This window comes from Gilliamella sp. wkB178 (genome assembly GCF_001690705.1).
GTDB lineage: Bacteria > Pseudomonadota > Gammaproteobacteria > Enterobacterales > Orbaceae > Gilliamella > Gilliamella apicola_K.
Map to the genome: position 1 here is coordinate 820,313 of NZ_LZGK01000013.1, position 26,489 is coordinate 846,801.

Below are 26,489 nucleotides of genomic sequence, written 5' to 3' on the forward strand. Positions count from 1 at the left end.
ATGAATATTAAAGAAATAGTTATTCAAGCAGCAGGCCGTTGGAGTGATTTGTTTGATATGTTAGCGATTGAAGTAGGCAAAGGGCAGCATTGTGCTTGCCCTGTTTGTGGTGGTAAAGATCGATTTCGTTTTGATAATAAAGAGGGGCGGGGAACGTATATCTGTAATCAGTGTGGTGCAGGTGATGGCTTAGATCTGGTACAAAAGTTTTTTAGTTGTACTGTGCGGGAAGCCGCCGACAAGATCGCGGATTGTTTAGGCCTCACCGTGAACCCAAATAATAACGAACAAGATAATCCTATATCTAAAAAAGTGGTGTATTTATTATCAAAGTCCAGATTAGGTCAATCTAAATACCTAACCAAAAAAGGCTTAACCTTTGATTTACCCTTATTGGATAACGGGCGCATTTTTGCACCGGTTATTAATGCTAGTGGTGAGTACACTGGTGGTCAATTTATTGAGGAAGATGGTAGTAAGCATTTAATGAAAGGTTCCAATAAAAAAGGTTCTTTCATTTGGGTATATCCAAAACTGAGTAACCCTAAAGATGCCAACGCAAAATTGCGCGGACATAATGAAATTGTGATTTGTGAGGGCGTGGCAACGGGTATCTCGATAGCGGAATTCCACCATCGCGATGCGATAATTGTCGCTGCGGTTGATGCAGGAAATCTTATTCATGTGGCTAGGTTAATTCGTGAAGTAAATTCAACAGCAAGAATCATTATTGCAGGTGATAATGATATAGACCAAAGCCCTAATAAGGGCTTAGATAAAACAGACCTAAGCCAGAATACTGGCTTAGCTAAAGCAATGGAAGCCGCCAAAGCGGTGAAAGGTTACTACTGTGTTCCAAATACTGATTACAAATGCGATTGGGATGATTACCGCCAACAGCGTGGTATTGATAAAACCAAAGAGGTATTTAATAACAGCATTAAACAAATGGATAAGCCGTTAAATATCAAACTTGAAAAGGATGGTAAAAAACCGACCCTATCACAAATGGCAGCAAGCCAACGAAGTGAAGTATTACTTGATTACTTTGATCGAGAATTAGCATTAGATACAGCTTCAAAAGATGTTTATCACTATAACGGTATAACATGGGATGTTATTAGCGATATGGATCTGATGAGGAGTATGGCCACTATTTTTAATGATGCTAATATTCCATACTCCCAGAACGCGATTAGATCAACAGTTGAAACGCTCAAATTACAGTTACCCACCATGGAAAAACAAGCACGTAATTTGATTGGTTTTAAAAATGGTGTATTTGATCTGACTACAAAACAATTTAGGCCGCACCATTGGCAGGATTGGTTACAGGTAGCAAGTGAAACACTTTTTACACCAGGTCAAACCGATGAGACACTGCAGGAGCACGCGCCTAGTTTTTGGAAATGGTTAAGTTATGCAGCTCGAGGTAATGACAAGAAAATCAATTGTATCAAAGCGGCATTATTTATGATTTTAGGTAATCGCTATCACTGGCAATTATTTATTGAGGTAACCGGTGCAGGGGGAAGCGGTAAAAGTATTTTTGCGGAAATCGCGACAATGTTAGCGGGGCCAAATAATACCGTTTCGGCCAGTATGGTGGCATTAGAGAACCCACGAGAGCGAGCCTTAATTGTGGGTAAGTCTTTAGTTGTACTGCCCGACCAGACAAAATATGTTGGTGATGCAGCTGGATTAAAAGCGATCACGGGAGGTGATGAGGTCTCAGTCGATCCGAAACATAAGCAACCTTATTCAGTCAGAATACCTGCAGTAATATTAGCAGTGAATAATAATGCAATGAGTTTTAGTGATCGCAGTGGTGGCATATCAAGACGGCGGGTAATATTCCATTTTGGCGATGCTATCCCTAAAGATGAAAGAGATCCCGATTTAAAGAATAAGATTGCACAGGAATTGCCAGTTATTATTAGACATCTAATTAATGAATACAGTGATTCAAAGAAAGCCAAGACACTTTTAGAAGAACAGCTGGAATCAGAAGAGGCTCTGGAAATAAAAAGAAATACGGATTCACTGGTTGATTTTTGTGGCTATCTACTGGCTTCTGTTCAGGCTGATGGTTTGTTAATGGGAAACGCAAATATATTGCCATTCAATCCAAGAAAATACCTCTATCATGCTTATTTAGAGTTTATGCGGGGTAATGGTCTAAATAAACCACTTTCATTAATGCAATTTGGTTTATCGCTTCCAGCTTGTATGGCTGAGTATGGCAAAAAATATATGAAGCGTAAAACTAAAACAGGAATAAGAACCAATTTAGATATCAACCATCCAATAAGTGATGATTGGTTATCTAAAATTGATACCCCCAATAAATAATATATAGGGGGCAAGTGTTCACCAGTGTTCACCACCCCGACTAAAGCATTGGTAAATAAAGGATTGAGAGGGTGAACACTTGATTTTTAAGTATTCACTAGTATTCACCAGTGTTCACCTTATAAAATAATGGGTGATGACTAGGTGAACAGCAGTGAATACTAAAATGATAGGTAGTCACCCTTTCAAAGCCTTATGATAAAAGGGATAGATTGAAAAGGTGAACAGGGTGAACACTTAAACACTAAATTTTTTAATAGGGGGTACTAAGTTGAAAAAATTCCCAAGCAATAATCATGCCAACATTAGGAGAAAACAGCATGCCAATCACATTAGAAGAAATTATTGAACATAAAAACTATTTTGGTTTTGAATCATTAGAAACCATGCCAGAGGCAGATTATAAACAACTGATTGAAAAAGAGGCTTTCTTTTGGCTGGATCATCATGAGTTTATTAGGCATCAATTATCAGGTGAAATTATCGCGACTAATAAAGAGCAGCTCGATATGTTAATCGAATACTTGAAATCGTTTCGTGAACGATTACCTAATCAAATTCAATATAAATAATTTTGTTCTCATGCTTTGTAATTAATTTTAGTTAAATTCGGTGTATTTAATTTAATTATCAAGTGGTTAGACTGCTACATAGGTTAATAGAAATAACCAATATTAGCGCAGATATGGCAGTCTACTTTTAACGCGCAGTACCTTTCATAGTTTAATCACTATTATTTTCTGGCTAGTTAGCCTCTTTCATATCTACGCTGTTTATTCATCATTTAATAGGTAATTACAGATATGAAAAAACTCATTGAATTACGCCAACAAAAAGCGGCTAAAGTTACAGAATTACGTAGCTTGCTGACAAAGGCTGAGCAAGAAAACCGCAGCATGACCCCCGAAGAAAAAACGCAATTTGATGCAATAAAATCAGATGTTGAGCAGCTTAATACTGATATCATTAACTATGAAACTTTAGCCAATGAAGAGCGTAGCCTTGCTGATAAAGGTAAACCCGTTGATAAAAAACTCACTAATGAAGAGTTACGAAACTATATCCGCACGGGTGAAAGCCGTTCATTATCGACTGGTGTACCTGCTGACGGTGGTTATACAGTTATTCCTGAGTTAGATAAGGAAATCATGCGTCAGTTATCCGATGAATCGGAAATGCGTTCAATTTGTACCGTTAAGAAAATAGGCTCAAACGAGTATAAAAAACTGGTGTCAATTGGTGGTGCGGTCGTTAATCATGGTGAAGAGGGCAAAGCACGTACTGAAACCGTTACAGCAAAACTGGAAGAAGTCTCAATTAAGCTTTATCCAATCTATGCCTATCCTAAAACTACACAGGAAATCTTAGATTTTAGCGACTTAGATGTCCTAAGTTGGTTAACTGATGAAATTAAGGACACATTTGTTGAAACAGAAGAACTTGATCTAATTAGTGGTGATGGTACGAAAAAAGCAAAAGGCTTCCTTGCTTATCCGCAAGCAGTCAAATCTGATAAAGAACGTCCATTTGGTACACTTGAAAAAATGACAACAACCGCCATCACGGCAGATGGTCTCATTGATTTACTCTTTAAACTTAAAAAGAAATATCGCAAAAATGCTGTATGGGTCATGAACTCAAATACTGCAGCAACACTTCAAAAACTTAAAAATGGTAATGGTGATTATATTTGGCGTGACGGTTTACAAGCTGGTGATCCTGATATGTTACTCGGTAAACCTGTTCATTATCTAGAAAATATGAACGATACCGGTGCAGTCGTTGCCGTTGGTGACTTTAAACGAGGTTACTACATTGTAGACCATGAGACGGGTGTAAGAACTCGCCCTGATAACATCACAGAACCAGGATTCTATAAAGTCCATACTGATAAATATCTCGGTGGTGGCTTAGTCGATTCTAACGCTATCAAAATCTTAGAAGTATCCGCTGGTGAATAATAACAGGGGCTATATGCCCCTTTGAGGTTGATATGGATAAGAAAAAATATGAAATCAGAAGTACCGAAGTTGTTAGGGATGATACTAAGCTGGTCGGTTATGTGGTGAAGTGGAATAGCCGTTCTGAGTTGATATGGGGTGAATTTTATGAACAGTTCGCACCGAAAGCTTTTAGCCAATCATTGAGTAATAATCCTGACATTAGAGCTTTATTTGAGCATGACCACAAAGCCTTATTAGGTCGGACAATCTCTAATACGTTAATTCTAAATGAGGATGATATCGGCTTACGCTTTGAGCTTACGCCACCTGATACACAATTAGGGCGTGATTTACTCGTTAGTGTTGACCGTGGCGATATTCGCGGTATGTCGTTTGGTTTTATGGCCACAACAGAATCATGGGACTTTAATCAAGAGCCTTGTATCAGAACAGTAAATACAGCGGAACTATTCGAGGTCACTGTCACTAGTATGCCAGCCTACCAAGAAAGTGATATCCAAATCGCTAAACGCTCAATGTTAGATGCTAAAGCTAAATTACAGCCTGATTTAAGCAAAGCATGGCTTGACCTAATGGAGTTATAAACATGGGATTATTTAGCCGTAAGAAGAAAGAGCAGCGTAGCATAGGAATAGACGAGTTAATCTCTTATCTTGGCTTACCTAATACGAATTCAGGTGAATATGTTTCGCCCAGTTCAGCCGAAGCATTACCTGCAGTAATGAATGCCGTCACGGTAATTAGTGAAGCAGTCGCATCTATGCCCTGTTATCTCTATAAACTCAATAAAAAAGGTGAACGTGAGCGCGTATCTAATCACCCAGTCGAATATTTATTAAATGAAATGCCAAATACTAAGCAAACACCTTACCAGTTTAAACGCACAATGATGCGTCACTGTTTACTGGGTGGCAATGCGTATGCGGTGATTCACTGGGGAAATGATGGACGACCGCAAGGGCTTGAAAGCTTTCCACCTTATGCCGTTACACCTAAACGATTAGGTAATGGGCGATATGCTTACTCTATTGTTGATGAAGACGGAAATATCACTAATTACCTACAAGATGAAGTATTACATCTACGTTATGCCAGTGATGACGGTTTTATCGGTCGTTCACCGGTTACTATTTGCCGTGAAGCTATTGGACTAGGGCTAGCACAGCAACGTCATGGATCTTCTGTCATGAAAAATGGGCTAATGGCAAGTGGCTATGTTTCAATGACTGAATGGATGGACGAAGCCAAAGGCAAGAAAGCCCTAAACGCATTAGAACGTTACAAAGGTGCAAAGAACGCAGGTAAAACGCCAATCCTTGAAGGTGGGATGAAATACGAGCAGTTAGGCATGAGCAATCAAGATGCTGAATGGCTACAGAGTAGGCGATTTACAATCGAGGATATAGCACGGATATTCAATATTAGCCCGATGTTTATACAAGAATATTCCCATAGCTCTTACAGTAACTTTTCAGAAGCTACACGCTCATTTTTAACATTAACCCTGAGACCGTGGCTAACCAACTTTGAGCAGCAATTAAAAGATGCGCTCATGATTGACATTAATCAAGATAAAAGCCGTTACCTTATTGAGTTTGATACATCGGATTTAATGCGTACCAGTCCAATTGACCGCTTTAACAGTTATAACATTGCAATTAAATCGGGTGTGATGAATCCGAATGAAGCACGATTAAAAGAGGGCTTACCGCCTTATGAGGGTGGTGAGGAATTTAGCCAAGCATGGAAGCAAACCGTAGAAGTGAAAAAGGATATTACGGAATGATTATAGGACGACTAAGAGATCGGATTATCTTGCAATGCTACGAATCTTATCGTGATCCACTTGGACAAGTGATTAAAGAATGGAAAGATGTAGCAACCGTATGGGCTGAGGTCAAAGCGATAACAGGTAAAGAGCTGATCTCCTCACAAAGAGAAATCAGTAGCACCACCATGAAAATCTATATTCGATATCGTGAGGACATTAATACCAATTGGCGCATTAAATATCACACTGCTAACGCTGAATATTTAAATATCCAAGCAGTGCTACCAGATGCAAAGCGAACCTATTTAGAATTGCTATGTGAAGCAGGAGTTAACAATGGCTAAGATTGAATTAAATGAAGCTAAGTTACATTGTCGGATTGATGAAAGTGAGACCTTAGAAGATAGCCTATTGCAAGTTTATATTGATGCCGCGCTTGAGGCTTGTCAAAAGCATATAGGTAAATCATTTGAGTTACAGGAATTTACACCAGCCATTAAAGCAGGTTGTTTAATGTTTATTGCTCACCTCTATGAGAATCGGCAAATAGTGACAAGTGGCGAAGTAAAAGAAGTACCCTTGGCTATATCCTCATTGTGGAGTATCTACCGTGACCCAGCTATCTATTAGGTGAGTTATGCCATTACAACCATTAAGACGTTGCTCATATCCTAACTGTCGTAATCGTGTTAAATCCGGTCGATGTGACGAGCATAGAATAGATAGGCAGCATGATAAGGCACGAGGAACAGCAGCACAGCGAGGCTATAACCACCGTTGGCGCATATACCGAATTGAGTATCTAAGACATAACCCATTATGCAAGATGTGCAAGGACAAAGGTTTATTAGTACCAGCCACAGTAATAGACCATATAACACCAGTAGAGAATGGACAAAGCGATCCTTTATTCTGGCTAGCAGATAATCATCAACCGTTATGTCGAGATTGTCATAGCTATAAGACAAGAGTAATCGATAAACGAGGGTTTGGATCATGATTAACACATTGATTAATAAGCAAAGCTCAATATTGCGTTTTGTCACCTCAAAATTGAGTTTGCAAGGGGTAGGGGGATTAGTTCAAAGAAATTCAAAGAGGCAAAAGACCACCCCCCTCCTCAAATTTTTACGCACAGTGATTTTTTAGAAAGTATAGGAATAACAATAAGATGAAAGCACCTAAATATTTAGACAAATTAGCTAAAGAGCAATGGAAACTACGAGCTGACCACTTAGCTGAACGTGACGATATTCAAGCCGCTGATTGGACTAACTTAGAACTTTATTGCGTTAACTATTCAATGTATCGGGCTGCGGTTGAAGATATTGCTAAACGTGGTTTTTCAATTGCTAACTCACAAGGAACGGAAAGCCGTAATCCTGCATTAAGTGCAAAATCAGAAGCCGAAAAAATCATGATCAAAATGGCTTCACTGCTTGGGTTTGATCCTGTTAGCCGTCGAAAGAATCCAGTTGAAACAGAGGATGAGGACGAACTTGACCGCTTGGCATAATTACGCAATCTCTATCAAAAGTGGGGATATTCCAGCCTGTAAACGCTTAAAACAGGCTGTAAATCGTTATTTTTTGGATTTAAGTAATCCTCTTTATTGTTTTGATAGTGAAGTTGTCAGTAAGTTTATTGCTTTCTCTAAAGTCTGTCCTCATGTCAAAGGCCATTTAAGAGCTAAACCTATTGAGCTTCAGCCGTGGCAACAATTCTTATTTGCTAATCTGCTTGGATTTAAGCACGTTAAAACTGGACTGCGAAAATATCGTAGTGCTTATGTACAAGTACCGAGAAAGAACGCTAAATCAACGACTGCTGCAATATTAGCTAACTGGTTTTTAGTCATGGAGAAAGGGCAACAAGACATCTATACCGCAGCCGTTAGCCGTGACCAAGCTCGAATCGTGTTTGATGATGCTAGGCAAATGGCAATACTCAGCAAGCCAATAAAGAAAAGAGTCACCATTCAGCAGCATAAAATGATTAATCCGAAGCAAAATAGCCTATTACGACCCTTAGCGTCAAAGGCTGCGACGATAGAGGGAACTAACCCTAGCTTATCCATTGTTGATGAATACCACTTGCACCCTGATAACGGCGTTTATTCAGCGCTTGAGTTAGGAATGGGAGCAAGACCAGAGGGCATTTTATTTGCAATCACCACGGCAGGCAGTAACACCATTTCAGCGTGTAAACAGCACTATGATTATTGTTGTCAAATATTAGCAGGTGACGAGATTAATGAATCGCAATTCGTTTTAATCTATGAGCTAGACGACGAGAACGAGATTGATAAACCCGATTTATGGATTAAAGCCAATCCTAATCTTGATATATCGGTCGATAGGGTAGCCTTAGAGGACACCATTAAGAAAGCCAGAGGCATACCATCCCAGTGGGTCGAAATGCTGACTAAACGCTTTAATATTTGGTGTAATGGGGCAACGCCTTGGGTGAATATTGGTAGTTGGACAGAATGCAAGGCTGATTATACCGAAGATGATTTAAAAGGCTTAGATTGCTATGCTGGGCTAGATTTATCCTCGACAAATGACATTACAAGCGTTTGTTACTCATTTCCTTATGATACCGAAGTGAGATTACTCACCAGGCACTATATCCCAGAATTTCAGCTAAATAATGTTGCTAATAAGAATCGGGATATCTATAAAAAGTGGGTTGCTCAAGGCTTGCTTAGGGTAACGAAAGGAGATTGTATCGACTATGATCAAATCCGTGATGACATTTTAAAAGATAGTGAGCAGTTTAACATTAAACTAATTGGCTTTGACGTGTGGAACGCTACACAGCTTAGAACACAATTGCAAAATATGGGGCTTGATGTTGAGCCGTTCCCTCAAACCTACGCAAGGTATAGCCCCACATCTAAAACGGCCGAGGTATTTATCAGCCGTAAACGAATCCGGCACAATGGCGATCCTGTTTTAGCTTGGGCAATGGGTAATGTGGTCATGGAAACTGATGCCAACGCCAATATCAAGCCAAATAAAAAGAAAGCCGCTAACAAGATAGATCCTGCGGTCGCTTTCCTTATGTCATTTGGTACTTACTTACTTGAGTATGGTGAGGTAGATATCAACTTATCTAATGAACAAAAACAAGCGTTAGACGAGTTTAAGGGGATTGAGTTATAATATGACAAATTTTTGAGGAGGTGTTTTATGGCATTTTATCGAGTTTGTCCTTTTTGTAATAAAGGGTCTACAATATTAGACTACAATATCCAACACTCTGGTTCTTTGGAGTTCGATGAACATTCAGATAGTAATTCATATCGGTTAAATATATTAAGTATATGTTGTCCTACACCAGAATGTCAAAAACATGAAATTTTTTTTAGAAAGTTCAAATACAATAAAGATAAAAAGCAATATGAATTGGTGTACAAGTTAAATATTGAACCTAAAGCTAATATTAAAAATTTTCCTGATTATGTTCCTAAGCAGATATTGAAAGACTATGAAGAAGCTAAATTAATCCTTGATTTATCGCCAAAGGCTTCTGCAACTCTATCAAGAAGATGTTTACAAGGTATGATAAGAGACTTTTGGAAGGTTCAAAAGAAAACCTTACATGCTGAAATAGATGCTATTAAAGATCAGATGAATGATGATGATATGTATAATGCGATCATGGCCCTTAAATCTATTGGTAATATAGGTGCTCATCCAGAACATGACATTAATCTAATCATTGATGTTGAACCCGAAGAGGCAAATGAATTAGCTGGATTGATTGAAACATTAATAGAGGATTGGTACATTGCTAGAGAAGCTAGAAAAGAAAGAATAAATCGAATCAATAACATTAGTATTCAAAAGCAAATAGTTAAAAATGGGACTCCATGATATTACTTTAATTTTTAGTTATATGGTTAGTTATACGTTAAATATTAATTTATTTTAAAATTTTATTTATCATATAATTAACTAATTAGATCAGAGGCAGTAGGGGCCACCATTAAACACCTTGATTTATATAAGCATTTAACCATTACTTACATTTATTTCAGTGTTACCGATTGTGCTTTGTGCCGTAAATATGACGTTATTTGCAAATTCGAACATATAGCAATTTTCAGTTAACATTGATTCAAAATCACAAGTTATCAAAACTCTTTTTAATTTTGAAATATTCAATTGATTTCGCTTTATTAATTCTTTGATTAAGATAGCGGTAGGATTAATTGTGATATTAGTAGACTTTTCGTCACTAAAACCTTGTGCAGAGACAACTAAATTATTTTCCATAGTTTCACTCATTTAAGAATAGTTTAACTACTTTATTAGTTCACATTAATTTAATCATGATAAAAAAGGATATTTTGAAGACGTTGGTTAATTTTTTGTTATAGCAATATGTTATGTTTAATATAATCTAGTTTACGGTCAACTAGGCAGATATACCCCTTTTGGGTGGTTTTTTATTGCTCTCCTTTAATTAATCTCTTACTATTAGTTCGGATATTAAATGGAGAGTGATATGAAAAGAATTTTGTTGCTTGGATTAATTGGCTTTGCTTTAACTGGCTATTGTGACGATAAAGTTACAAAAGAATATCTTGTCGGTAAATGGGATTGTAGCACCAAACAATATGAGAGTAAGTACGATTCAAAATTAAAAAAATATAATGATTATTCTTTAAGGAGCAGCGAACAATATAAACACACCTATAAAATCGTTGATGGCTTTCTAATGGCACAAATAAATAATGGAGAAGCGGCTAAGACTGATATCGATAAAGTTTATAAACAACCAACCATTGAAGGTAAACGAGGTAATTGTGAATACACTATAAATCGTAGCCTAATAAAAAATTCGAGCAATAAATTTACTTGGGAATTGGAGATGTTTTATGCTTGTTCATATATGGACAGAGAAATAACAAAAACGAAAAGTAAAAATGAAAGGGTTTGTACGAGAATAGAATAGCCTGTTGACTTACCGAAACAAATTATCAAACCCTCGTAAAGGGTTTTTTATTATCTAAAATGAGAGGAAAAGAATTAATGAAACATTAGCATCTGTTTATCCCTCCAACCCAAAGCGAGTGTCACCATTACTGGACGATAGAAAAACTTCAAGGAAATGAGAATAAGTTTACGATAGAGAAATGTAAATTAGGTAGAAGGTTTGATTGGCGTTTTGAATAGTGCTTGTAAAATAGATTATCTCAATTGTATTCTGGTTATTACAACATTGTGAACACCATGTTGTTGTTATATTTATTTTAATAATTAGTGATTTTCACTAAATAGAGGTAAAATTGTAGAAAAATATTATTTAATATAATAACTATTATAAATTTCTAGTTTCTTTTCAAAAATAACATGTCGAGTTTTTAGGTTATTTTTATCTTCATGATGGACTTATTTGTTTAGATTGTATTATTGATGATGTAAATACGTTAATGGCTATAGTTATATATAATTTTAAGAGCCCATCGCACTATTGAGTTTCTTTATATTTCAAAAGTAAAAAATATAAATTCGAATTAACTTTATTATTTAAAATTCAATTAGTTATTAAAAATTGACTAAGAAAATTTGTAATCTTTGTTGGTCTTACAATTAAGGACATATATAAAATGAAGTCACGTTTGACCCTATTTTTCATAAAAACAATACTAAATAAGTCTAATTATCAAGATTTTAAGAAAAAATGTAAATTAAGTGCTTATCCTTTAGCTTATGAAAAATTAGATATGCCTTATTCGATGCCTGAAAAATTATTTCATAAATACCTCAATGAAAAAATTTCCTATAATAAAAAGTTATCTATTCTAAATTCACATATTGACTTCATTGATCAGAAAATAAATTCAAATGCAATTGGCAAACTTTACTCTCCCATTATTCATGGAATTCAACTTGCAGAAGTTGAAGGCAAAAACGATACAAAAATATCGTTATATTTGACTTCTGCCTTATATCCACGAGAAGGGGATCTAAGAATAATTATGCGTTTTGATGAACAGCTTGTATTTTCTATTCATTTTACAATCACGCTTTCAGGTGAAATTTATATTGCCGGAGTGCAAGGCCATACGAGCAGAGAAATATTGAAAAAATTAACTAAAGATTTATTTGGTTTTAGACCTAAAAATCTTATGGTGGCTTTAATCTTAGATATTGCTAAATTTTTTAATATTGAAAATATATATGCGGTTAAAAGTGAAGCACATGTTAAGTTAGGCAAATTTGAATTTAATTACGACGAACTTTGGCAGGAATTAAATGGTGTATCTTACGATAAAGCTTGGTTCAAATTGCCTTGTAATCAAATACCAAAATCTATTGACGATATTAAAAGTAACAAGCGAAGTGAATTTAAAAAAAGGGAGTTAATTCGCGAAGATATTGATATTCAATGTCAAAAAAATCTTGCAACAATAGTAAATTACTACTAATTGAATACGATATATATAATGCGGTTTGCTTATTTTTTTGCTAAGAGAATAGGGTGTGTTAATTTTAGGTTCTCCAACCCAAAATAATAACTAGAGTCCCGAGAAGAATAATTACGGCACCAATCAAATCAAAAGTTGATAGTTTGACATGATCAACTAACTTAAGCCAAATAAGAGATGTGACAACATAAATACCACCATAAGTTGCATAAATACGACCACTAGCTTCAGGGTGTAAAGTAAGTAGCCAAGCAAATAACATCAGGCATAATGCAGCCGGTATCAAAAACCAGGCACAAACCACTTTTTTAGCCCAGATATAAACAAAATAACAGCCTGAAATTTCAGCTAAAGCGGTAATTATAAATAATCCGATAATTTTTATCATAATTAAATTAGACTACCATTATCATTAATACGGTATAGTTTACCACGAGTAATTACAGATTCGATTAAGCATTTATGGATAAACTCAGAAATAATCTGGCTCTTGTGCTTTTATTATAAAATTTAAATGATGTAATTAAAGTAATTTTCAGAGTAGATTAGCATCACCTATAAGTATTACTGCTAATTTATTAAGTTTAATATGGGAGTTATTTATCAACCTATGTTAATATCGAATTAGTAAATTAAAAGGAAGATTGATTTATGGCAGCCAAAAAAAAATCTGAATTAGAAATAATTTATTTTCTGTTCAAAGATCGAAATTTACTTTATGCGCACGGTTTTTTTTATGTACTTTTGTTCTTAACTTTAAGAATTTCTATGGAATTTATTGGTACTAGCTATTATGGCAAGTATTCTGATAATTTTGATACTTTAATTATTATTTTTATAGTTGCTACATTGTTAGTGCAGGTTATTTTATTTTTGTCGATGCTAATAAAACTGTTCACTAAACCAAATACTCACCAATTAACTTCTTTTCTTGGATTATTTATTGGGATTTTTGTATGCTTTATTTGGTTTGGTATTTTAATTGCTTATTTTCAGATTAATGACAGCAGTTGGGGATTAAATGGGCTTAGTTTTCTGTTATTCTCATTTTTGCCATGTGTTACCAGCATTGGTGGTTATATTTTGTTGATTATTATTAAAGCGATTAGAAGTGGTATTTATTTGTTAATCAATAAGCAAAATAGTGAAGATACGAAATAGATCTTAATGATACGAATATAAAATAATCTGAATTAGATATATCGCTTGAAGTTAAAATTTATTAGTTATTGGTTTAAGTATATTAGTATCATTATTAACTATATTGTACATCCGACAATTAAATGTAGGATGTTAATATTAAATCGCAGTCCAACCGCCATCAATAGTCAATAGTTGCCCGGTAGTATATGAGGATGCATCTGAGGCAAAATAGATAAGAGCACCATTTAGTTCTCCTTCTTTCCCTGCACGACCCATTGGGCAGTAAGTATCAATTATAGCCTTGAATTCCTCGTTATTTATAGCGTGTTGCGTCATTTCACTAGGGAAGTATGCCGGTCCAATTGCATTAACCGTTATCCCTTTTTTAGCCCACTCTACAGCAAGTGACTTGGTTAACATTTGCACGCCGCCTTTAGACGAACAGTAGGCAGTTAAAAAAGTCGGCTTCATCGCAACAGTGCTGTGGATTGAGCCAATATTGATGATTTTTCCATAATGCTGTTTTATCATTACTTTACCGACTTCTCGAGCAAAAAAATAGAGGCTACTTAAATTAGTATTAATAACGTTATACCATTGTTCGTCTGTTTGACCTTCTGCTTGAACATTTACCGCAATACCTGCATTATTAACTAAAATGTCTATTCTTCCCATAGTATTAACAGTTTGCTCTACAACTGATTTGATCTCATCATTATTATTGACGTCACAACGAATAGCTAAACACTTAACACCATACTTTTCGATCTCACTTTTCAATTCGTTAAGTTTTTCAATCCTACGAGCGACTATAACAACATTTGCACCTTGTTTAGCCAGTGCTTTTGTAAATTGCACACCCAGTCCAGATGATGCTCCTGTAACAATTGCAACTTTATTATTTAAATCAAATAAGTTACTCATCATAATCCCCCTTAATTAAAAGTAAACCATGTAAATTTTTACAAACCAAATACTTGGTCAACATAATTTATTTTTTAAATTAAACAGACAATGACTGATTAGTGAATATATAGAAATAAATTAAATTAAAAAAAATTATAAATCAGCTGAGTTGGAATAAAAATTGCTAAAACCAATATAAGAATTGTTTTTAAATTATGTTGACCGTTAGAATGTAACACGTTATAAGTGATGTGTCCTCATTTTAATGGATAGTTTTTTAACTTATTGCTTTCGTTCGTTTGCGAATTGGCTAAACTATTTATGGTTTAAATGAGCAATTTTTTAAGAACACGATCATTATCATATTATTAACCCAAAATAAGTGGTTATGTTTAATAGGTGAGTTATTTAGTAACTTTTATCAATATGGAATTAGTAATTGAAAGGAGAATTTATTTATGCCATCGAGAGAGGGGTCTCAATTAAAAATAATCTATTTTTTATTCAAAGATCAAACTTTGCTTTCTGTCCATGCATGTTTTTATGTTCTTCTGTTTATAACTTATAGGATTGTTGCGGGCTTCAGCTATGATGTGTATCGAAGTTATCATGAAACGTTTGATAGTTTTATTAGTATTTTTTTAATTGCTACTCTGTCAGTTGAGGTGATTTTATTTTTTTCAATGTTAATAAAACTGTTCACACAACCTAAAACGCATCAATTAACATCTTTTATGGGACTATTTATTGGTGCTTTTATTTGCTTTATATGGCTGGCTATCGTGGTTTATTATCATTTAATTACTGATGATCATTGGGGATGGAGTATTGGGCTTGATTTTGCAGTAACAACATTATTGCCATGTGTTATCAGTATTGGTGGCTTTATTTTGCTGCTTTTTATAAAAGCGCTTAGAAGTGGTATTTACCGGTTAATCAATCAACAAAATAGCCAAGAAACGAAATAGATATTAATATTTTTAATAAAGAATAATATGAATTAAATTTAGCTTAAATGTTCAAGTAGATTTACTGAAGAAAAAATATAGCCGTCAAAATCAATCGATGTTTTATCTGATATATTCATTAATACATTTTTTTCATTTTCAATATGTTGCCACATCGCTTTATAAGTTCCTTCACTATCTCGTCGGCATAATGCCGCTAATATTTGCTGGTGATCTGCATACCATTTTAGGCGATAACCTTTAGTATTAGTGTGTTCAGCTAGTTGTTCCCAATTAAATGATTTCTCTTTATGTTTCCATAAATTTTTAATAGCATTAACCAGCATTTGATTTTGAGTTGCTTCGGCAATAGTAAGGTGAAAGTGAAAGTCATTTTCTTTATTAGATTTGTTATTCGTTGTCGCTTGTAATTCTTGTTCTAGTATTTTTTTTAGAGTCTCAATATTAGCTATAGTAATCATTTGGGAAGCAAATGCTGCTATATTAGTTTCCAGTAGCTGACTAGCTTGTAATAACTCAAACGGTCCCATAATTCGGGATTGTAATGAATCAGGTTTATTAATAACATAAACACCAGAACTTTGTTTTATAGAGATAAAACCTTTGACTTCTAAAGCAATCAATGCTTCGCGAACTATAGTTCGACTAACACCATAAGCGTCGGCTATAGTTCTTTCCGGTGGTAACTTAGAACCCAAAGGATATTTTCCAGAACTAATTTGTTCTAATAATACCTGTGCTATTTCTTGATATTGCTTTTTATAATCTTGATTAATGTTATTTTCAGTCAAAATTCACCCGCTAGTAGTTTACATCCATACACATACTAATAATAACATCAGTAAGTGTACGGATTCTAATTTATTGTTTGTGAATCATTTTTAAAATTTGGTCTAAAACTTTAGTGGCATTCATTGTACCATAAGCAACTGGATCGATAATATCAATTGGTATTCCATAATTATCGGTTTGTTTTTTACATTCTTCTAAAGCAAATCTCATTTGTGGTCCTAATAATACTGCGATAATGTTGTCATGATCAGCATTTAGTTGTTGATATAATACTTGTTCACTAATTGCGATGAAATCTAATTCAATTCCTCTTTCAGCTGTTTCTTTTTTTATTTTATTTACTAATAATGACGTAGACATTCCACCCGCACATGCAAAAATAACTTGTTTCATCTTTTACCTCTCATTTATATTGGTCATCTAATTTAATAGCAAGCTGTCGTGTTTTTATTAATTTTTCAAACCAAAAAGCTGATTTTTTCATAGATCTTGCTCGGTTTTTTTCTAAATTAATTTCAATTAGACCATAGCGATTTTTAAATGCATTCATTGGTGAAACATTATCGGTGAATGCCCATAGCATATAACCCCCGCAGTTGGCACCATCATTAATTGCTTTAAGCGCCCAATAAATATGCATTGAAATAAAATCAATTCGATAATCATCCTGAATTATACCATCACTATTTTTAAATCGTTTTTCATCTTCTATTCCCATACCATTTTCACAAATGAACCACGATTTATTGTTATATTCTTGTTTAACTCTCATTGCAAAATCATAAACAATTTTTGGATAAATCTCCCAGCCCCTAGATTTATTCATTATTTTGCCAGGTAAATCGAAAGGTTCATAATAATAGGCAGGGTGGAATGGCATATTTTTATTCCATTCTTTTGTTGCCGCTTTAACTCGATGTGGAAAGTATAAATTGATACCAACCTCATCAACGCGATACTGTTTAATAATTTCTAATTCTTGGTCAGAATAATCCCATTTAACATGATGTTTTGCTAAAAGTTCAATAAGCTCTTGAGGATATTCACCATTAAAAGCAGGATCAAGAAATACACGATTATAAAAAAGATCATATAGTTTTGCTGCTTGTTGATCTTCTTTTGAGTTCGACCGAGCATAAGTTACTTCTGGATTTAAAATAGTACCAATGGTCCCTTGGTAATTATTGTTACGGAATAGTTGCACAACTTTGGCTGTAGCCAAATTTTTATTATGATTCCACTGCATCCATGTATTGGTATTTTGTTCATAAGGCCAACGTACGGCATCTAAATAAACTCTTGTTTGAATTACAATGGGTTCATTAAATACAAACCAACGTTTAACAAGATGGTTATAACGTTCAAAAACTTTTTGAGCATATTTTGTAAAAAGTTCTACCACATGTTTTGAACCCCAACCGCCGTATTTATAAAATAGTTCTGCAGGTAATTCGTAATGTTCCAAACAAATCATTGGGGTAATACCACTCTCCAACATTGCTGTTATGAAGTTATCATAATGGCTAGCATAATCTTCATCGACGATAGCATTTTCATAGTCTGTTAAAAATCGTGACCAATTAATTGAGGTTCGGTAATGAGTTAAACCTATTTTTTTCATTAAGTCGACATCTTCTTGATAGCGATTAATTAAATCTGTCGCTATCGCAGGGCCATAACCTTCATACCAAACATGTCGATCATTTTTATACCAAATATCGATATAAGAATCTTGATTTTCTTTCTTACCAGTCCATCCTTCAGTCTGCCATGCAGAAGATGAGGCTCCTAAAATAAAATTTTGCGGGATCGGGATCGTTAAATCACTCATCATGTTATTCCTTATATTAGTTATTCAGCTAATGACTGAAGTTCAGAACGTTTTGCAGCTATTCTTAAAAAAGGTAAATAGATAAAAATAGCGACGATAATACAGATTATTTGAGTTATAACCGCGCCAATTGAGCCCGCAGTTGATAGGTAGGCACTTATAATAGGTGGAGTTGTCCACGGGATCATTACTACAGCTTTGCCAGCAAAGCCTAAACTTGTGGCTACATAACCAATAGTTCCGGTAATAAGCGGAGTTATGATAAATGGGATCGCTAAAATAGGATTTAACATTATTGGCATACCAAAAATAACAGGTTCGTTAATATTAAAAATTCCAGGCCCTAATGAAAGTTTAGCTATTTCACGCATTTCCTTACGTTTAATCGCGGCAAAAATAGCGATGAGTAATCCAATGGTGCAACCTGAGCCACCAATACTCATATACACATCCCAAAATGGCATGGTAATGATATTGGTTGGTTCAATTCCTTGCTGAAAATCATTCATATTCACCATTATTGCGCCAAGTAATAATGGTTCACGGATCGGTTTTATCATTTGATTGCCATGAATACCTATTACCCAAAATATCTGTGCTACAAACATTAATAATAACAATCCAGGTAAACTTTGCATTACCGATTCTAAAGGCCTTTGAACCACCATATAGATAGCATCATATAAAAACATACCCGTTAATTTGTAAAAAGCAAAACCAAATGCAGCAATTAATGATGTTGTAATGATGGCAGGAATTAAGGCTGAAAAAGATGCTGAAACATTAGATGGCACACTGTCTGGCATTTTCACTCTTAATTTGTCTACTTTCAGTAATTTTGAATATATTTCTACTGAAATAATCGCTATAAACATACCAAGGAAAAGGCTTTTGGTATCTGTAAATTGGCGAGCTAATACATTGGTTACTTGAAATTCTTTGCCATCAAGCAATACATTTATAAAAGTTGGTTGAACGGAGACAAAACAAATAATTGCTAGCATTCCGGGGAATAATGTTTTGTTACCATTAATTCTTCCTAATTCGTTGGCAATAAGGAAAACCGCCCCGATAGTAAGAAAGTTTAGTGTTGCATAACCTAAATTACTGGCTATAGGCTTTAACGCAGCTAAACTTGAAAATATATCAAAATACGCTAATCCATTTTGTCTATCAAAAATTATATTTGACATCAAAACAGAAAAAGCGCCAACGATAATAACTGGCATAAGAGTAATGAATGCCGCTTTTATCGCCATGATATATCTTAAGCTATTAAATTTATTAGCGAATTGACCTAGTTTGTCTATAATTTCGTTTCCTCTAGACATATTTCACGATCTCCAATTGTGGTTTGAGATTTTTGATATACCAAAAATAGTCTTTATTGATAATTTAATCCGTGATCTTATTCACAGATTTTAAAATTGGAATTCCACTATAATAATAAAATAATTAATTCCACCATTATTGGTATACCGGAGATCTAAAAATGAACGCTGACAATGAGTTTTTATTTCAAGAAGAAATTATGGAACTATTAATCAATGCAGGAGAAGCAAGATCCCAGGCAATGATGGCAATTAAATTTGCCCGCGAACAAAAATGGGATGAATCTGAAATAGCCATGAAAAAATCGCAACAATTTTCGATTGCGGCACACGGTATTCAAACAAAACTAATTGGTCTTGATGAAGGTAGTGGAAAAGTTCCATTAAATCTTTTAATGGTTCATTCTCAAGATCATTTAATGACGGCAATGCTTTGTCAAGACTTAGCTAAAGAAATAATATATTTACATAAAATGATAGCCAATCAAAGTGATAAATGATTATATTTATTGAATTGCTATTAGACATAATTTATTTTAACGTGATTGTATCATCATCGAATCTTATTTAATTAATAAGCAAATAATAATACTGATAGTATATTATTTGACATTTTATCTGATTGACCCCAAATTCAATTTCAGAATTTAATTTTATTTATTAACTTATTTTAGGTAATAGATATTAAACTTATAAATTTATAAAAATCTTATTTCATTTCAAAAACATATATAAAATTATAATGTTAAAAACAAAAAACGGACTATAAGTCCGTTTTTATATATTAAGTGTTAATTATAATTATTGCGGTTGCGGTTCAATAACTATTTTGTTACCACCCAATGAAACTGCTTGAATATCGCGATCATACATAGCTTCACCGAAAGCCGGTGGAATGGTATAGGTACCAACGTTAGTAGCTTTAATTTGATAAACAAATTTTTGCGTTTGGTTATTGTCAGTTGAACCATAAATGATTACGCGATCTTCACGTACATCAGTATAGTCTGGGTACCATGTGTTTTCATCTGTTTGAACTGCTATCGATGATACCCATCCAGAATAATCCGCTTCATCATAATCATCCTCTTCATAGTCTTCCTCATCTTCTTCATCGCCTTGTATATATTCATCCTCAGTGTCATCTACCTGCGTAATCGGCTGTTGTACAACCTCAAAACCACCAGGTAACAAATCCACAATAGCAAGATTAGTTGCACCTTCATTGGCTATAGCGCGAACTTGTACCATAACATTAATTTTATCCCCCAATTTAACATGATCGACTGGTTTACCATTCATATCAGTAAATTCACGATAAATCTCTAAGCCTTGCTTGATAGGTTTTTCTGGTGCTTTAGTATCGAAACCTTGTTCAGATAACATGTACCAAGCAGGTAAATTAGTGTTATTAATAAAGTTAACAGTTGAATCTTGCGAACTAAATTGACCTTTAGCTAAAATACCTCTTAATTTAGCGATAACTTTTTGGGATTCGTTATTTTTAGTTGAAGCACTAATTTGTAATGAATCATCAGTTAAATTAGCATCATTGATACTACTAGAATAACTATCTAAAGCTAAAATAGTCATGGCTGCCGATTGAGTGGTGTATTTTTGTTTATTCAACATAATAACCATATTTTCTAGCGCTTGAGCCGGAATATTTTGAGCTTTATCAGGGAAATGTTTACTAAGTAAATAAATTTTACCTGCATTAACAACTAAAGGATCGTAGTAATAGTTAGTCCACCAAGCTTTAGTATAGGCTTTATCAAGTTGTTGCCATACAGGGGTTAATAACTTATTCGCTTCTTTATCCATCTTCAACATTTTATAAGATGCTGATAAATACATAGCAGTGATGTCTGTTTTCCAACCATCATTGTTAGTATTATTGAGATCATCTATTACCGAAGCTAAATAACTAGTGGTTACCTGATTTTGACGGGTTAATAAATAAATAGCATAGGCACGTAACCTAAGTCCATATAGATCAGAACGATCGGATTCAGCAATAGTTTTTATATACTTATTGGCATTATCTAACATCTTTTGTGGAACAACTTGCCCAGATTCTTTAGCTTCTAGCATGAAGTTAACAGCATATAGAGTAATAAAAGGATCAACGCTATAAGTAGAATACCATAAGCCGAATGCGCCTTCGCTATTTTGGCGAGATTGCAGAACTTGATAAAGATCTGATAATGAGGTTGAACCTTGTTTAGAAGCTAAATTAAAATCACTATATTTATTGGCAAATAATATTGGTATTGCCCGACTCACAATCTGTTCAGAACAGTAATGTGGGTAATTTTGTAAATAAGTATTTAACCCTTTGCTAAGTACAAATGGAGAATAAGATACAGCAGCTTCTCGATTACTATAGTTATCATACATTGTTCTAAAATCGGTTAAAGTTTGCTCATGTCCATCCATTCTACCCATCTTAGTTTGCAATCGATATTCTGAGGTAGGGCGCACTGAAGTGCTAATATTGCGCGTTACCTCTATCTCACCATAACTAGCAGTGAAATGAAGATCGGCATTACCAACTTTTTCAGTTGCTTTAAAGTTGAATTTTAAAACTCCGTCTTTGGCATTAGCCAATTCAATAGTTTTTTGGTTTTCACCAATAATTGTTAACTGTGGAGTTGTCGAAACATTTACTTTAATTGGTACCGGTTGGTTGCCAATATTTTCGATCAAATTGGTCACATTAACTGAAACTTCAAACTCATCATTTGGTGCTGCAAAATAAGGGACATTTGGATGTAACACAATATCATTGTGAACAGTCGTCGTCATTTGAGTGTGACCCATTGTTTCATCACCAACGGATATAGCCATGATTCGAATTTTACCATTAAAATAGTCAGGGACTTTATACTCAACTGTTTTATCACCATCAACATCCATGATACCCGACCAATAAACAACAGGATCATCCACTTTACGTTTGAATGGGTTTAAATGACCAGATAGCGCATCATCATTATCACCATCACCGCCAGGAGCTGAAAGTGATAGTAAGTGACGGTATTCCGGCAATATTAGATCGAGTATTTGTGAGGTTCTAACTGATAGTGCCTTTTTGCGTATAAAGCTAGTTAATGGATCTTTTAACTTATAATTTGACACTTGCAAAATACCTTCATCAACTGCAAAAACAACCGCTTTTTGTGGTGTATTGGTATGCAAGGTTATAGGTAAGGTTTCACCTGGTTTAATTAATGAAGGAGCTTGTAACACAATTTTATCATTAAATTGTTCATTAGAAATTTTAAATGGTATTACGCCATAACTTAATGGACTCATAAAAATTTCATCTGAATTAGGATCGCGTACAAATTGAACATTAATATAACCATTACCACTAATATTTTCAGGTAAAGTTATTTTTTGTACCGAACTAGTCGTAGTTGTATGGAACCATTTCCATGCATAAACTTTATCCCGTTCAATAGTGATAATGCCACTACCTACATAAGGTGCATTGATTGCTACTTCAATTTCATCACCTGGGTTATATTGAGTATCCTTGATTTTAAGGGCAAGTTCAGCATTGCGATCTAAATCACGAGTAATGTTAGCGGTACCAATGATGGAATATTTGCCTTGGTACAGTAATTGATCATCTTTATTTTTAATTTGGATTATATAATTACCCGGATTTTCACTATTTAACTGGTAAGTAGTTTTACCTTTATTAATAGCAAATGGTTGCTCTGATAATAATACTTCCTTACGTCGAGATTCATATTTATAAACTCCCGACGGTTGTTTGACTAATACTGAAACAAATTTTTCTTCCAGATTAAGAATTTTTAAATCAGTTAGATCTATTTTCTCTAAGGATGGATTGATGGCAATAAAATCTAAATTACGCACCGAATTACGATTAATATAATTTAGATTGCCATCCGCTTTAGCACCAATAAGATAATTATTCGGTGACACAAATGTACTAGCTGTAGCCGCAACACTACGGCCACTATCAGGTTCGAACACTTCAGTTAACATTTTAAGTGTATAATTACCTTCAAAACTTTCCATATTGTCATGTAAATTAATATTTACTATGCCATTGTCATCAGTGTCTTCTTCATCCAATTCTACTTTGAAACTATTGCGATCACCGGTGATATATTGATAAAAATAGTAATCTTCATATTTTTTGAAATAAGGGATGGATGGTTCCAGAATCAAAGTATTGGTAACTCGGCGATGGGCTGCATCAGTACCAATAAGGTTTTTAGCTTTAATTTCAGCAGTGATCTGATCTGGTTTTAACCAACCATCTTTGATCTCCGGTAGTAATTTCAAAGAGACAGTGGTTTTATCCGGTTCAAATTCACGGACAACGACTGAGCTAGTACCTAATAAAGTTCGTGATTCCTCTTTATCGTCATTTTTTAAGTATAGATTGATATACCAATCACCTGTAGGCGAGGTGTAATTGGTTTTATAGCTTAGTTCATTGAAGCCAAATTTATCTAACACCACCGGTCTTTTCATAACTAAATTTGATTTAGGATCGTATATTTCAGCTTCTAAGGTAATACCGGCTAAGGAATGCGCCCAATTTTGAGCTCTAACAATAGTACCAATATGGAACGTATCTCCAGGGCGATATATGCCACGATCTGAGAAAATGTGAGAACGTAGTTCTCCACCTTCAACAGTTTCACGAATACCACCGATATCAAATCGAGATAAATTTAAATTTCTGTCGTAACTCTGAATCGGTAGAAATGAAGAATCATTATCTTTCTCAACCACATATACTAACGGTTTAATGCCTTGGTAATATTCAGACAATGGCGCAAAATGGACGTGACCGGTGCTATCAGTATTTTTACTGGTAATAGCAATACCATTCATACCTAATACAGAAACTTTAGCATTGCTAATTGGTTGCCCGGTACTAATTGATTGTATAAACAAATCATTAGATTGATCGAGCGATTTTTTAGCAATAATACCTAAATCAGTCACCACAATAAAGCGTGAACTCATAAATTCAAGTTCACTACTATTTACATCTTGACCGTATAATCTTAATAAGAACACACCACGGTTTTTAGTGCCATTAGTATTCGCCGTTAAATAACGCGTAAGATCAATACTGGTATAGTTAACATCTTCTAATGGACCTTTAAATTCTTTAGTGTAATTATATTTTTCAACAAAATGATCGTTATCGAGTTCACCAAAGTTCATGTATTGAAATTCGTCGCTTTCATTAAATGAAACTAGATGTTGTAGCTGAGAAGGAATTACCCGATCAATTTCCAATTTCATTTTTTTGATATTTCGGGAAACAACCGGTAGTTTTTTCTCACCTGATAAAGATAGTAGGGAACCGTTGGCTGCAAAATCTAGATAAGTAGGGTAACTTGGTACTTCTAAAACATTTTGATAATTATCTGCTAACAGATAACCGTTTTGCGAAATTAAAGGTTGATTCACTTCTACATATAATTGTGAATTTTGTTCAGCTTTAAACTCAAAGCTAACCTGAGTTTGATAAGCAAGCTCAGTATCAATTGGTTTTAGCGCAATGGGTTTTGCTGTTGCTAATACTTGTGGAGTAACTTCAAATTTGGTTTTATAGCTACGAGTTAATTGATCATAGTATTCAACCTTATAACCACCCTCGGTTTTTTTAGGTAATTGCCATACCTTAATTGTTTTGGACAGATCTTCAGATTTAATTGGATGGGATAATGATAAAATTAGCACTTGTTGTATTTTATTGTTACTTTTATCCACCAGTGTTAGTTCAGAATTAATAACATTTAAATTGTATTTATCTGGTACGGAAACCGCATTACTTATGGTCACACTACTAGGGTGACCACCTGCAGTCGATTCTACACCTTTATCAATTGTCATGTATAAATAACCCGGTTTTTCTAATAGTGGGATCGGGCTACTTTTTACATAAGCGATAGTGTCATTATTATCATAGGTGACAGTAAAATCTACATTACTAATAAATTTATCGGTATCAGTATTTTTATCTTTGTTTTTATTTTTATTGGCGACACTTTCATAAAGCGCTAATTTTATATTTTTCTCAAAACTTTTCTTATCAACGGAATTAGTAAAGGTAATCGTATTAATGACATTTCTTACATTGGCTTCGGTTGGATCAGAGTAAAGTTCACCAAAATTTTTGAAACCATAATTAAAATCAGGAGAAGTAAAGGAAAAACTACCAGAATCTTTTTTCAAAAAATTATTATTAGCAAATAATTTTGCATCATCTAAGGTAAGCGTATATTCAACACCGAGCGGCCAAATATTATTTAAAGGCGTAAATTGTATAGTTTTATTATTAAGCCATATCCATTTACCATCAATTGGCGGGGTAAAGGTTATTCCTTCAGTTATTTCTTTACGTGTTGATTCTAAAGGAGCAGGGGAGCCATTATCACCGCTAAAATTAATTGATAGAATATCGTTATTCTTTTTAGGTACATTAAGTTTAGCATTATAAAATTTGTATACTATAGGCGCAGCTTCAACAGGCTTAGGACGATTCAAATACCAATGGTATATATAATTTGTGGTAAAAAAGGCAATTAATCCAATAATAATTAATGAACCAATAATGGTTTTAGCCTTATTAAGTAAGGTTCCCACCGAATTATAATATGTTTTTGCTTTGGGTATCCAAGTAGGGGTAGACCAATTGATATTGCCAATTATTGGGCTAAATAACCAGAATATGCTTTTAATTAATGCATATAAAAAAATAATAAAATAACTTATTATTTCCCATGCTTTTTGCAAAATAAAAAATGGTAGTTGCAAAATAAATTTAAGTAATTCCATTATTAATTTCCTATTCCTTATTACTTTTTTTGCTAAAAAAGTTAAATTTAATTATTGTTTTTATGCTGAAACGTATACTTCTCCGCAAACATCTTAACAGAAACTATAAGTTGATCTTTTAATAAAATAGTTGATCACGTAGTTAT

General features: G+C 34.2%; 24 protein-coding genes. 16 read left to right on the forward strand and 8 right to left on the reverse strand.

The genetic code is table 11. The features are described from left to right. The 11 genes from A9G13_RS07895 (at position 1) to A9G13_RS07940 (ending at position 9,968) form a co-directional block, all read left to right on the forward strand. Complete coding sequence (locus tag A9G13_RS07895; protein ID WP_065557024.1) at positions 1 to 2,352, forward strand: phage/plasmid primase, P4 family; 2,352 nt, start codon at positions 1 to 3, stop codon at positions 2,350 to 2,352. A 320-nt stretch (positions 2,353 to 2,672) separates the two neighbouring features. Then, positions 2,673 to 2,924, forward strand: coding sequence for a hypothetical protein (locus A9G13_RS07900; protein ID WP_065557025.1), 252 nt, complete (start codon positions 2,673 to 2,675; stop codon positions 2,922 to 2,924). Between the two features lie 231 nt (positions 2,925 to 3,155). After that, entirely contained in the window at positions 3,156 to 4,313 is a 1,158-nt protein-coding gene (locus A9G13_RS07905) for a phage major capsid protein (protein ID WP_065557026.1), read from the forward strand. Between the two features lie 32 nt (positions 4,314 to 4,345). Further along, positions 4,346 to 4,900 (forward strand): HK97 family phage prohead protease, encoded by a 555-nt coding sequence (locus A9G13_RS07910; RefSeq protein ID WP_065557027.1) that lies wholly within the window; start codon positions 4,346 to 4,348, stop codon positions 4,898 to 4,900. A 2-nt stretch (positions 4,901 to 4,902) separates the two neighbouring features. Continuing rightward, on the forward strand, positions 4,903 to 6,102 hold the full coding sequence (locus A9G13_RS07915; protein ID WP_065557028.1) for a phage portal protein: 1,200 nt from the start codon (positions 4,903 to 4,905) through the stop codon (positions 6,100 to 6,102). Then, positions 6,099 to 6,431, forward strand: coding sequence for a phage head closure protein (locus A9G13_RS07920; protein ID WP_065557029.1), 333 nt, complete (start codon positions 6,099 to 6,101; stop codon positions 6,429 to 6,431). The genes A9G13_RS07915 and A9G13_RS07920 overlap by 4 nt, the downstream gene beginning before the upstream one ends. Then, positions 6,424 to 6,717, forward strand: coding sequence for a head-tail connector protein (locus A9G13_RS07925; RefSeq protein WP_065557030.1), 294 nt, complete (start codon positions 6,424 to 6,426; stop codon positions 6,715 to 6,717). The genes A9G13_RS07920 and A9G13_RS07925 overlap by 8 nt, the downstream gene beginning before the upstream one ends. Before the next feature lie 7 nt (positions 6,718 to 6,724). Beyond that, a complete protein-coding gene (locus A9G13_RS11355) occupies positions 6,725 to 7,087 on the forward strand; it encodes an HNH endonuclease signature motif containing protein (RefSeq protein WP_081301201.1) in 363 nt (120 codons plus the stop codon). 171 nt (positions 7,088 to 7,258) lie between these two features. Continuing rightward, positions 7,259 to 7,603, forward strand: coding sequence for a phage terminase small subunit P27 family (locus tag A9G13_RS07930; RefSeq protein ID WP_065557031.1), 345 nt, complete (start codon positions 7,259 to 7,261; stop codon positions 7,601 to 7,603). Continuing rightward, the gene (locus A9G13_RS07935) at positions 7,587 to 9,254 is read left to right on the forward strand and encodes a terminase large subunit (RefSeq protein WP_141670890.1); all 1,668 of its coding nucleotides are present in this window, start codon (positions 7,587 to 7,589) and stop codon (positions 9,252 to 9,254) included. The genes A9G13_RS07930 and A9G13_RS07935 overlap by 17 nt, the downstream gene beginning before the upstream one ends. A gap of 27 nt (positions 9,255 to 9,281) precedes the next feature. Beyond that, a complete protein-coding gene (locus A9G13_RS07940; protein WP_065557033.1) occupies positions 9,282 to 9,968 on the forward strand; it encodes a DUF4145 domain-containing protein in 687 nt (228 codons plus the stop codon). A 138-nt stretch (positions 9,969 to 10,106) separates the two neighbouring features. Here A9G13_RS07940 and A9G13_RS07945 read toward each other — a convergent pair whose 3' ends face one another. After that, complete coding sequence (locus A9G13_RS07945; RefSeq protein ID WP_065557034.1) at positions 10,107 to 10,370, reverse strand: hypothetical protein; 264 nt, start codon at positions 10,368 to 10,370, stop codon at positions 10,107 to 10,109. A 232-nt stretch (positions 10,371 to 10,602) separates the two neighbouring features. Between A9G13_RS07945 and A9G13_RS07950 the strand changes: the two genes are divergently transcribed. Both A9G13_RS07950 and A9G13_RS07955 read left to right on the forward strand, forming a co-directional pair. Beyond that, positions 10,603 to 11,052, forward strand: coding sequence for a hypothetical protein (locus A9G13_RS07950; RefSeq protein WP_065557035.1), 450 nt, complete (start codon positions 10,603 to 10,605; stop codon positions 11,050 to 11,052). Between the two features lie 655 nt (positions 11,053 to 11,707). Then, positions 11,708 to 12,529, forward strand: a complete 822-nt coding sequence (locus tag A9G13_RS07955; protein WP_065557036.1) for a DUF535 family protein — start codon at positions 11,708 to 11,710, stop codon at positions 12,527 to 12,529. A 64-nt stretch (positions 12,530 to 12,593) separates the two neighbouring features. Here A9G13_RS07955 and A9G13_RS07960 read toward each other — a convergent pair whose 3' ends face one another. Further along, a complete protein-coding gene (locus A9G13_RS07960) occupies positions 12,594 to 12,917 on the reverse strand; it encodes a YnfA family protein (protein WP_065557037.1) in 324 nt (107 codons plus the stop codon). Between the two features lie 263 nt (positions 12,918 to 13,180). Between A9G13_RS07960 and A9G13_RS07965 the strand changes: the two genes are divergently transcribed. Next, positions 13,181 to 13,690: a hypothetical protein gene (locus A9G13_RS07965; protein ID WP_065557038.1), complete on the forward strand. Its 510-nt coding sequence runs from the start codon at positions 13,181 to 13,183 to the stop codon at positions 13,688 to 13,690. A gap of 138 nt (positions 13,691 to 13,828) precedes the next feature. On the opposite strand, the gene A9G13_RS07970 is transcribed toward A9G13_RS07965, so the two are convergent. Continuing rightward, complete coding sequence (locus A9G13_RS07970) at positions 13,829 to 14,596, reverse strand: glucose 1-dehydrogenase (RefSeq protein WP_065557039.1); 768 nt, start codon at positions 14,594 to 14,596, stop codon at positions 13,829 to 13,831. Positions 14,597 to 15,036: 440 nt separating this feature from the next. Between A9G13_RS07970 and A9G13_RS07975 the strand changes: the two genes are divergently transcribed. Further along, positions 15,037 to 15,546, forward strand: a complete 510-nt coding sequence (locus tag A9G13_RS07975; protein ID WP_065557040.1) for a hypothetical protein — start codon at positions 15,037 to 15,039, stop codon at positions 15,544 to 15,546. A gap of 38 nt (positions 15,547 to 15,584) precedes the next feature. Here A9G13_RS07975 and A9G13_RS07980 read toward each other — a convergent pair whose 3' ends face one another. The 4 genes from A9G13_RS07980 to A9G13_RS07995 all read right to left on the reverse strand — a co-directional run bounded on the left by A9G13_RS07980 (position 15,585) and on the right by A9G13_RS07995 (position 19,500). Continuing rightward, positions 15,585 to 16,337, reverse strand: coding sequence for a GntR family transcriptional regulator (locus A9G13_RS07980; protein ID WP_065557041.1), 753 nt, complete (start codon positions 16,335 to 16,337; stop codon positions 15,585 to 15,587). A gap of 70 nt (positions 16,338 to 16,407) precedes the next feature. Continuing rightward, positions 16,408 to 16,731, reverse strand: coding sequence for a PTS sugar transporter subunit IIB (locus A9G13_RS07985; RefSeq protein WP_065557042.1), 324 nt, complete (start codon positions 16,729 to 16,731; stop codon positions 16,408 to 16,410). Between the two features lie 10 nt (positions 16,732 to 16,741). Then, positions 16,742 to 18,169 (reverse strand): glycoside hydrolase family 1 protein, encoded by a 1,428-nt coding sequence (locus tag A9G13_RS07990; RefSeq protein ID WP_065557043.1) that lies wholly within the window; start codon positions 18,167 to 18,169, stop codon positions 16,742 to 16,744. A gap of 20 nt (positions 18,170 to 18,189) precedes the next feature. Continuing rightward, positions 18,190 to 19,500, reverse strand: a complete 1,311-nt coding sequence (locus A9G13_RS07995) for a PTS sugar transporter subunit IIC (RefSeq protein ID WP_065557044.1) — start codon at positions 19,498 to 19,500, stop codon at positions 18,190 to 18,192. Between the two features lie 161 nt (positions 19,501 to 19,661). Here A9G13_RS07995 and A9G13_RS08000 point away from each other — a divergent pair, with 161 nt between their 5' ends. Continuing rightward, on the forward strand, positions 19,662 to 20,000 hold the full coding sequence (locus tag A9G13_RS08000; protein ID WP_065557045.1) for a PTS lactose/cellobiose transporter subunit IIA: 339 nt from the start codon (positions 19,662 to 19,664) through the stop codon (positions 19,998 to 20,000). Between the two features lie 301 nt (positions 20,001 to 20,301). Here A9G13_RS08000 and A9G13_RS08005 read toward each other — a convergent pair whose 3' ends face one another. Further along, the gene (locus A9G13_RS08005) at positions 20,302 to 26,343 is read right to left on the reverse strand and encodes an alpha-2-macroglobulin family protein (protein WP_065557046.1); all 6,042 of its coding nucleotides are present in this window, start codon (positions 26,341 to 26,343) and stop codon (positions 20,302 to 20,304) included. Positions 26,344 to 26,489: the final 146 nt, after the last annotated feature.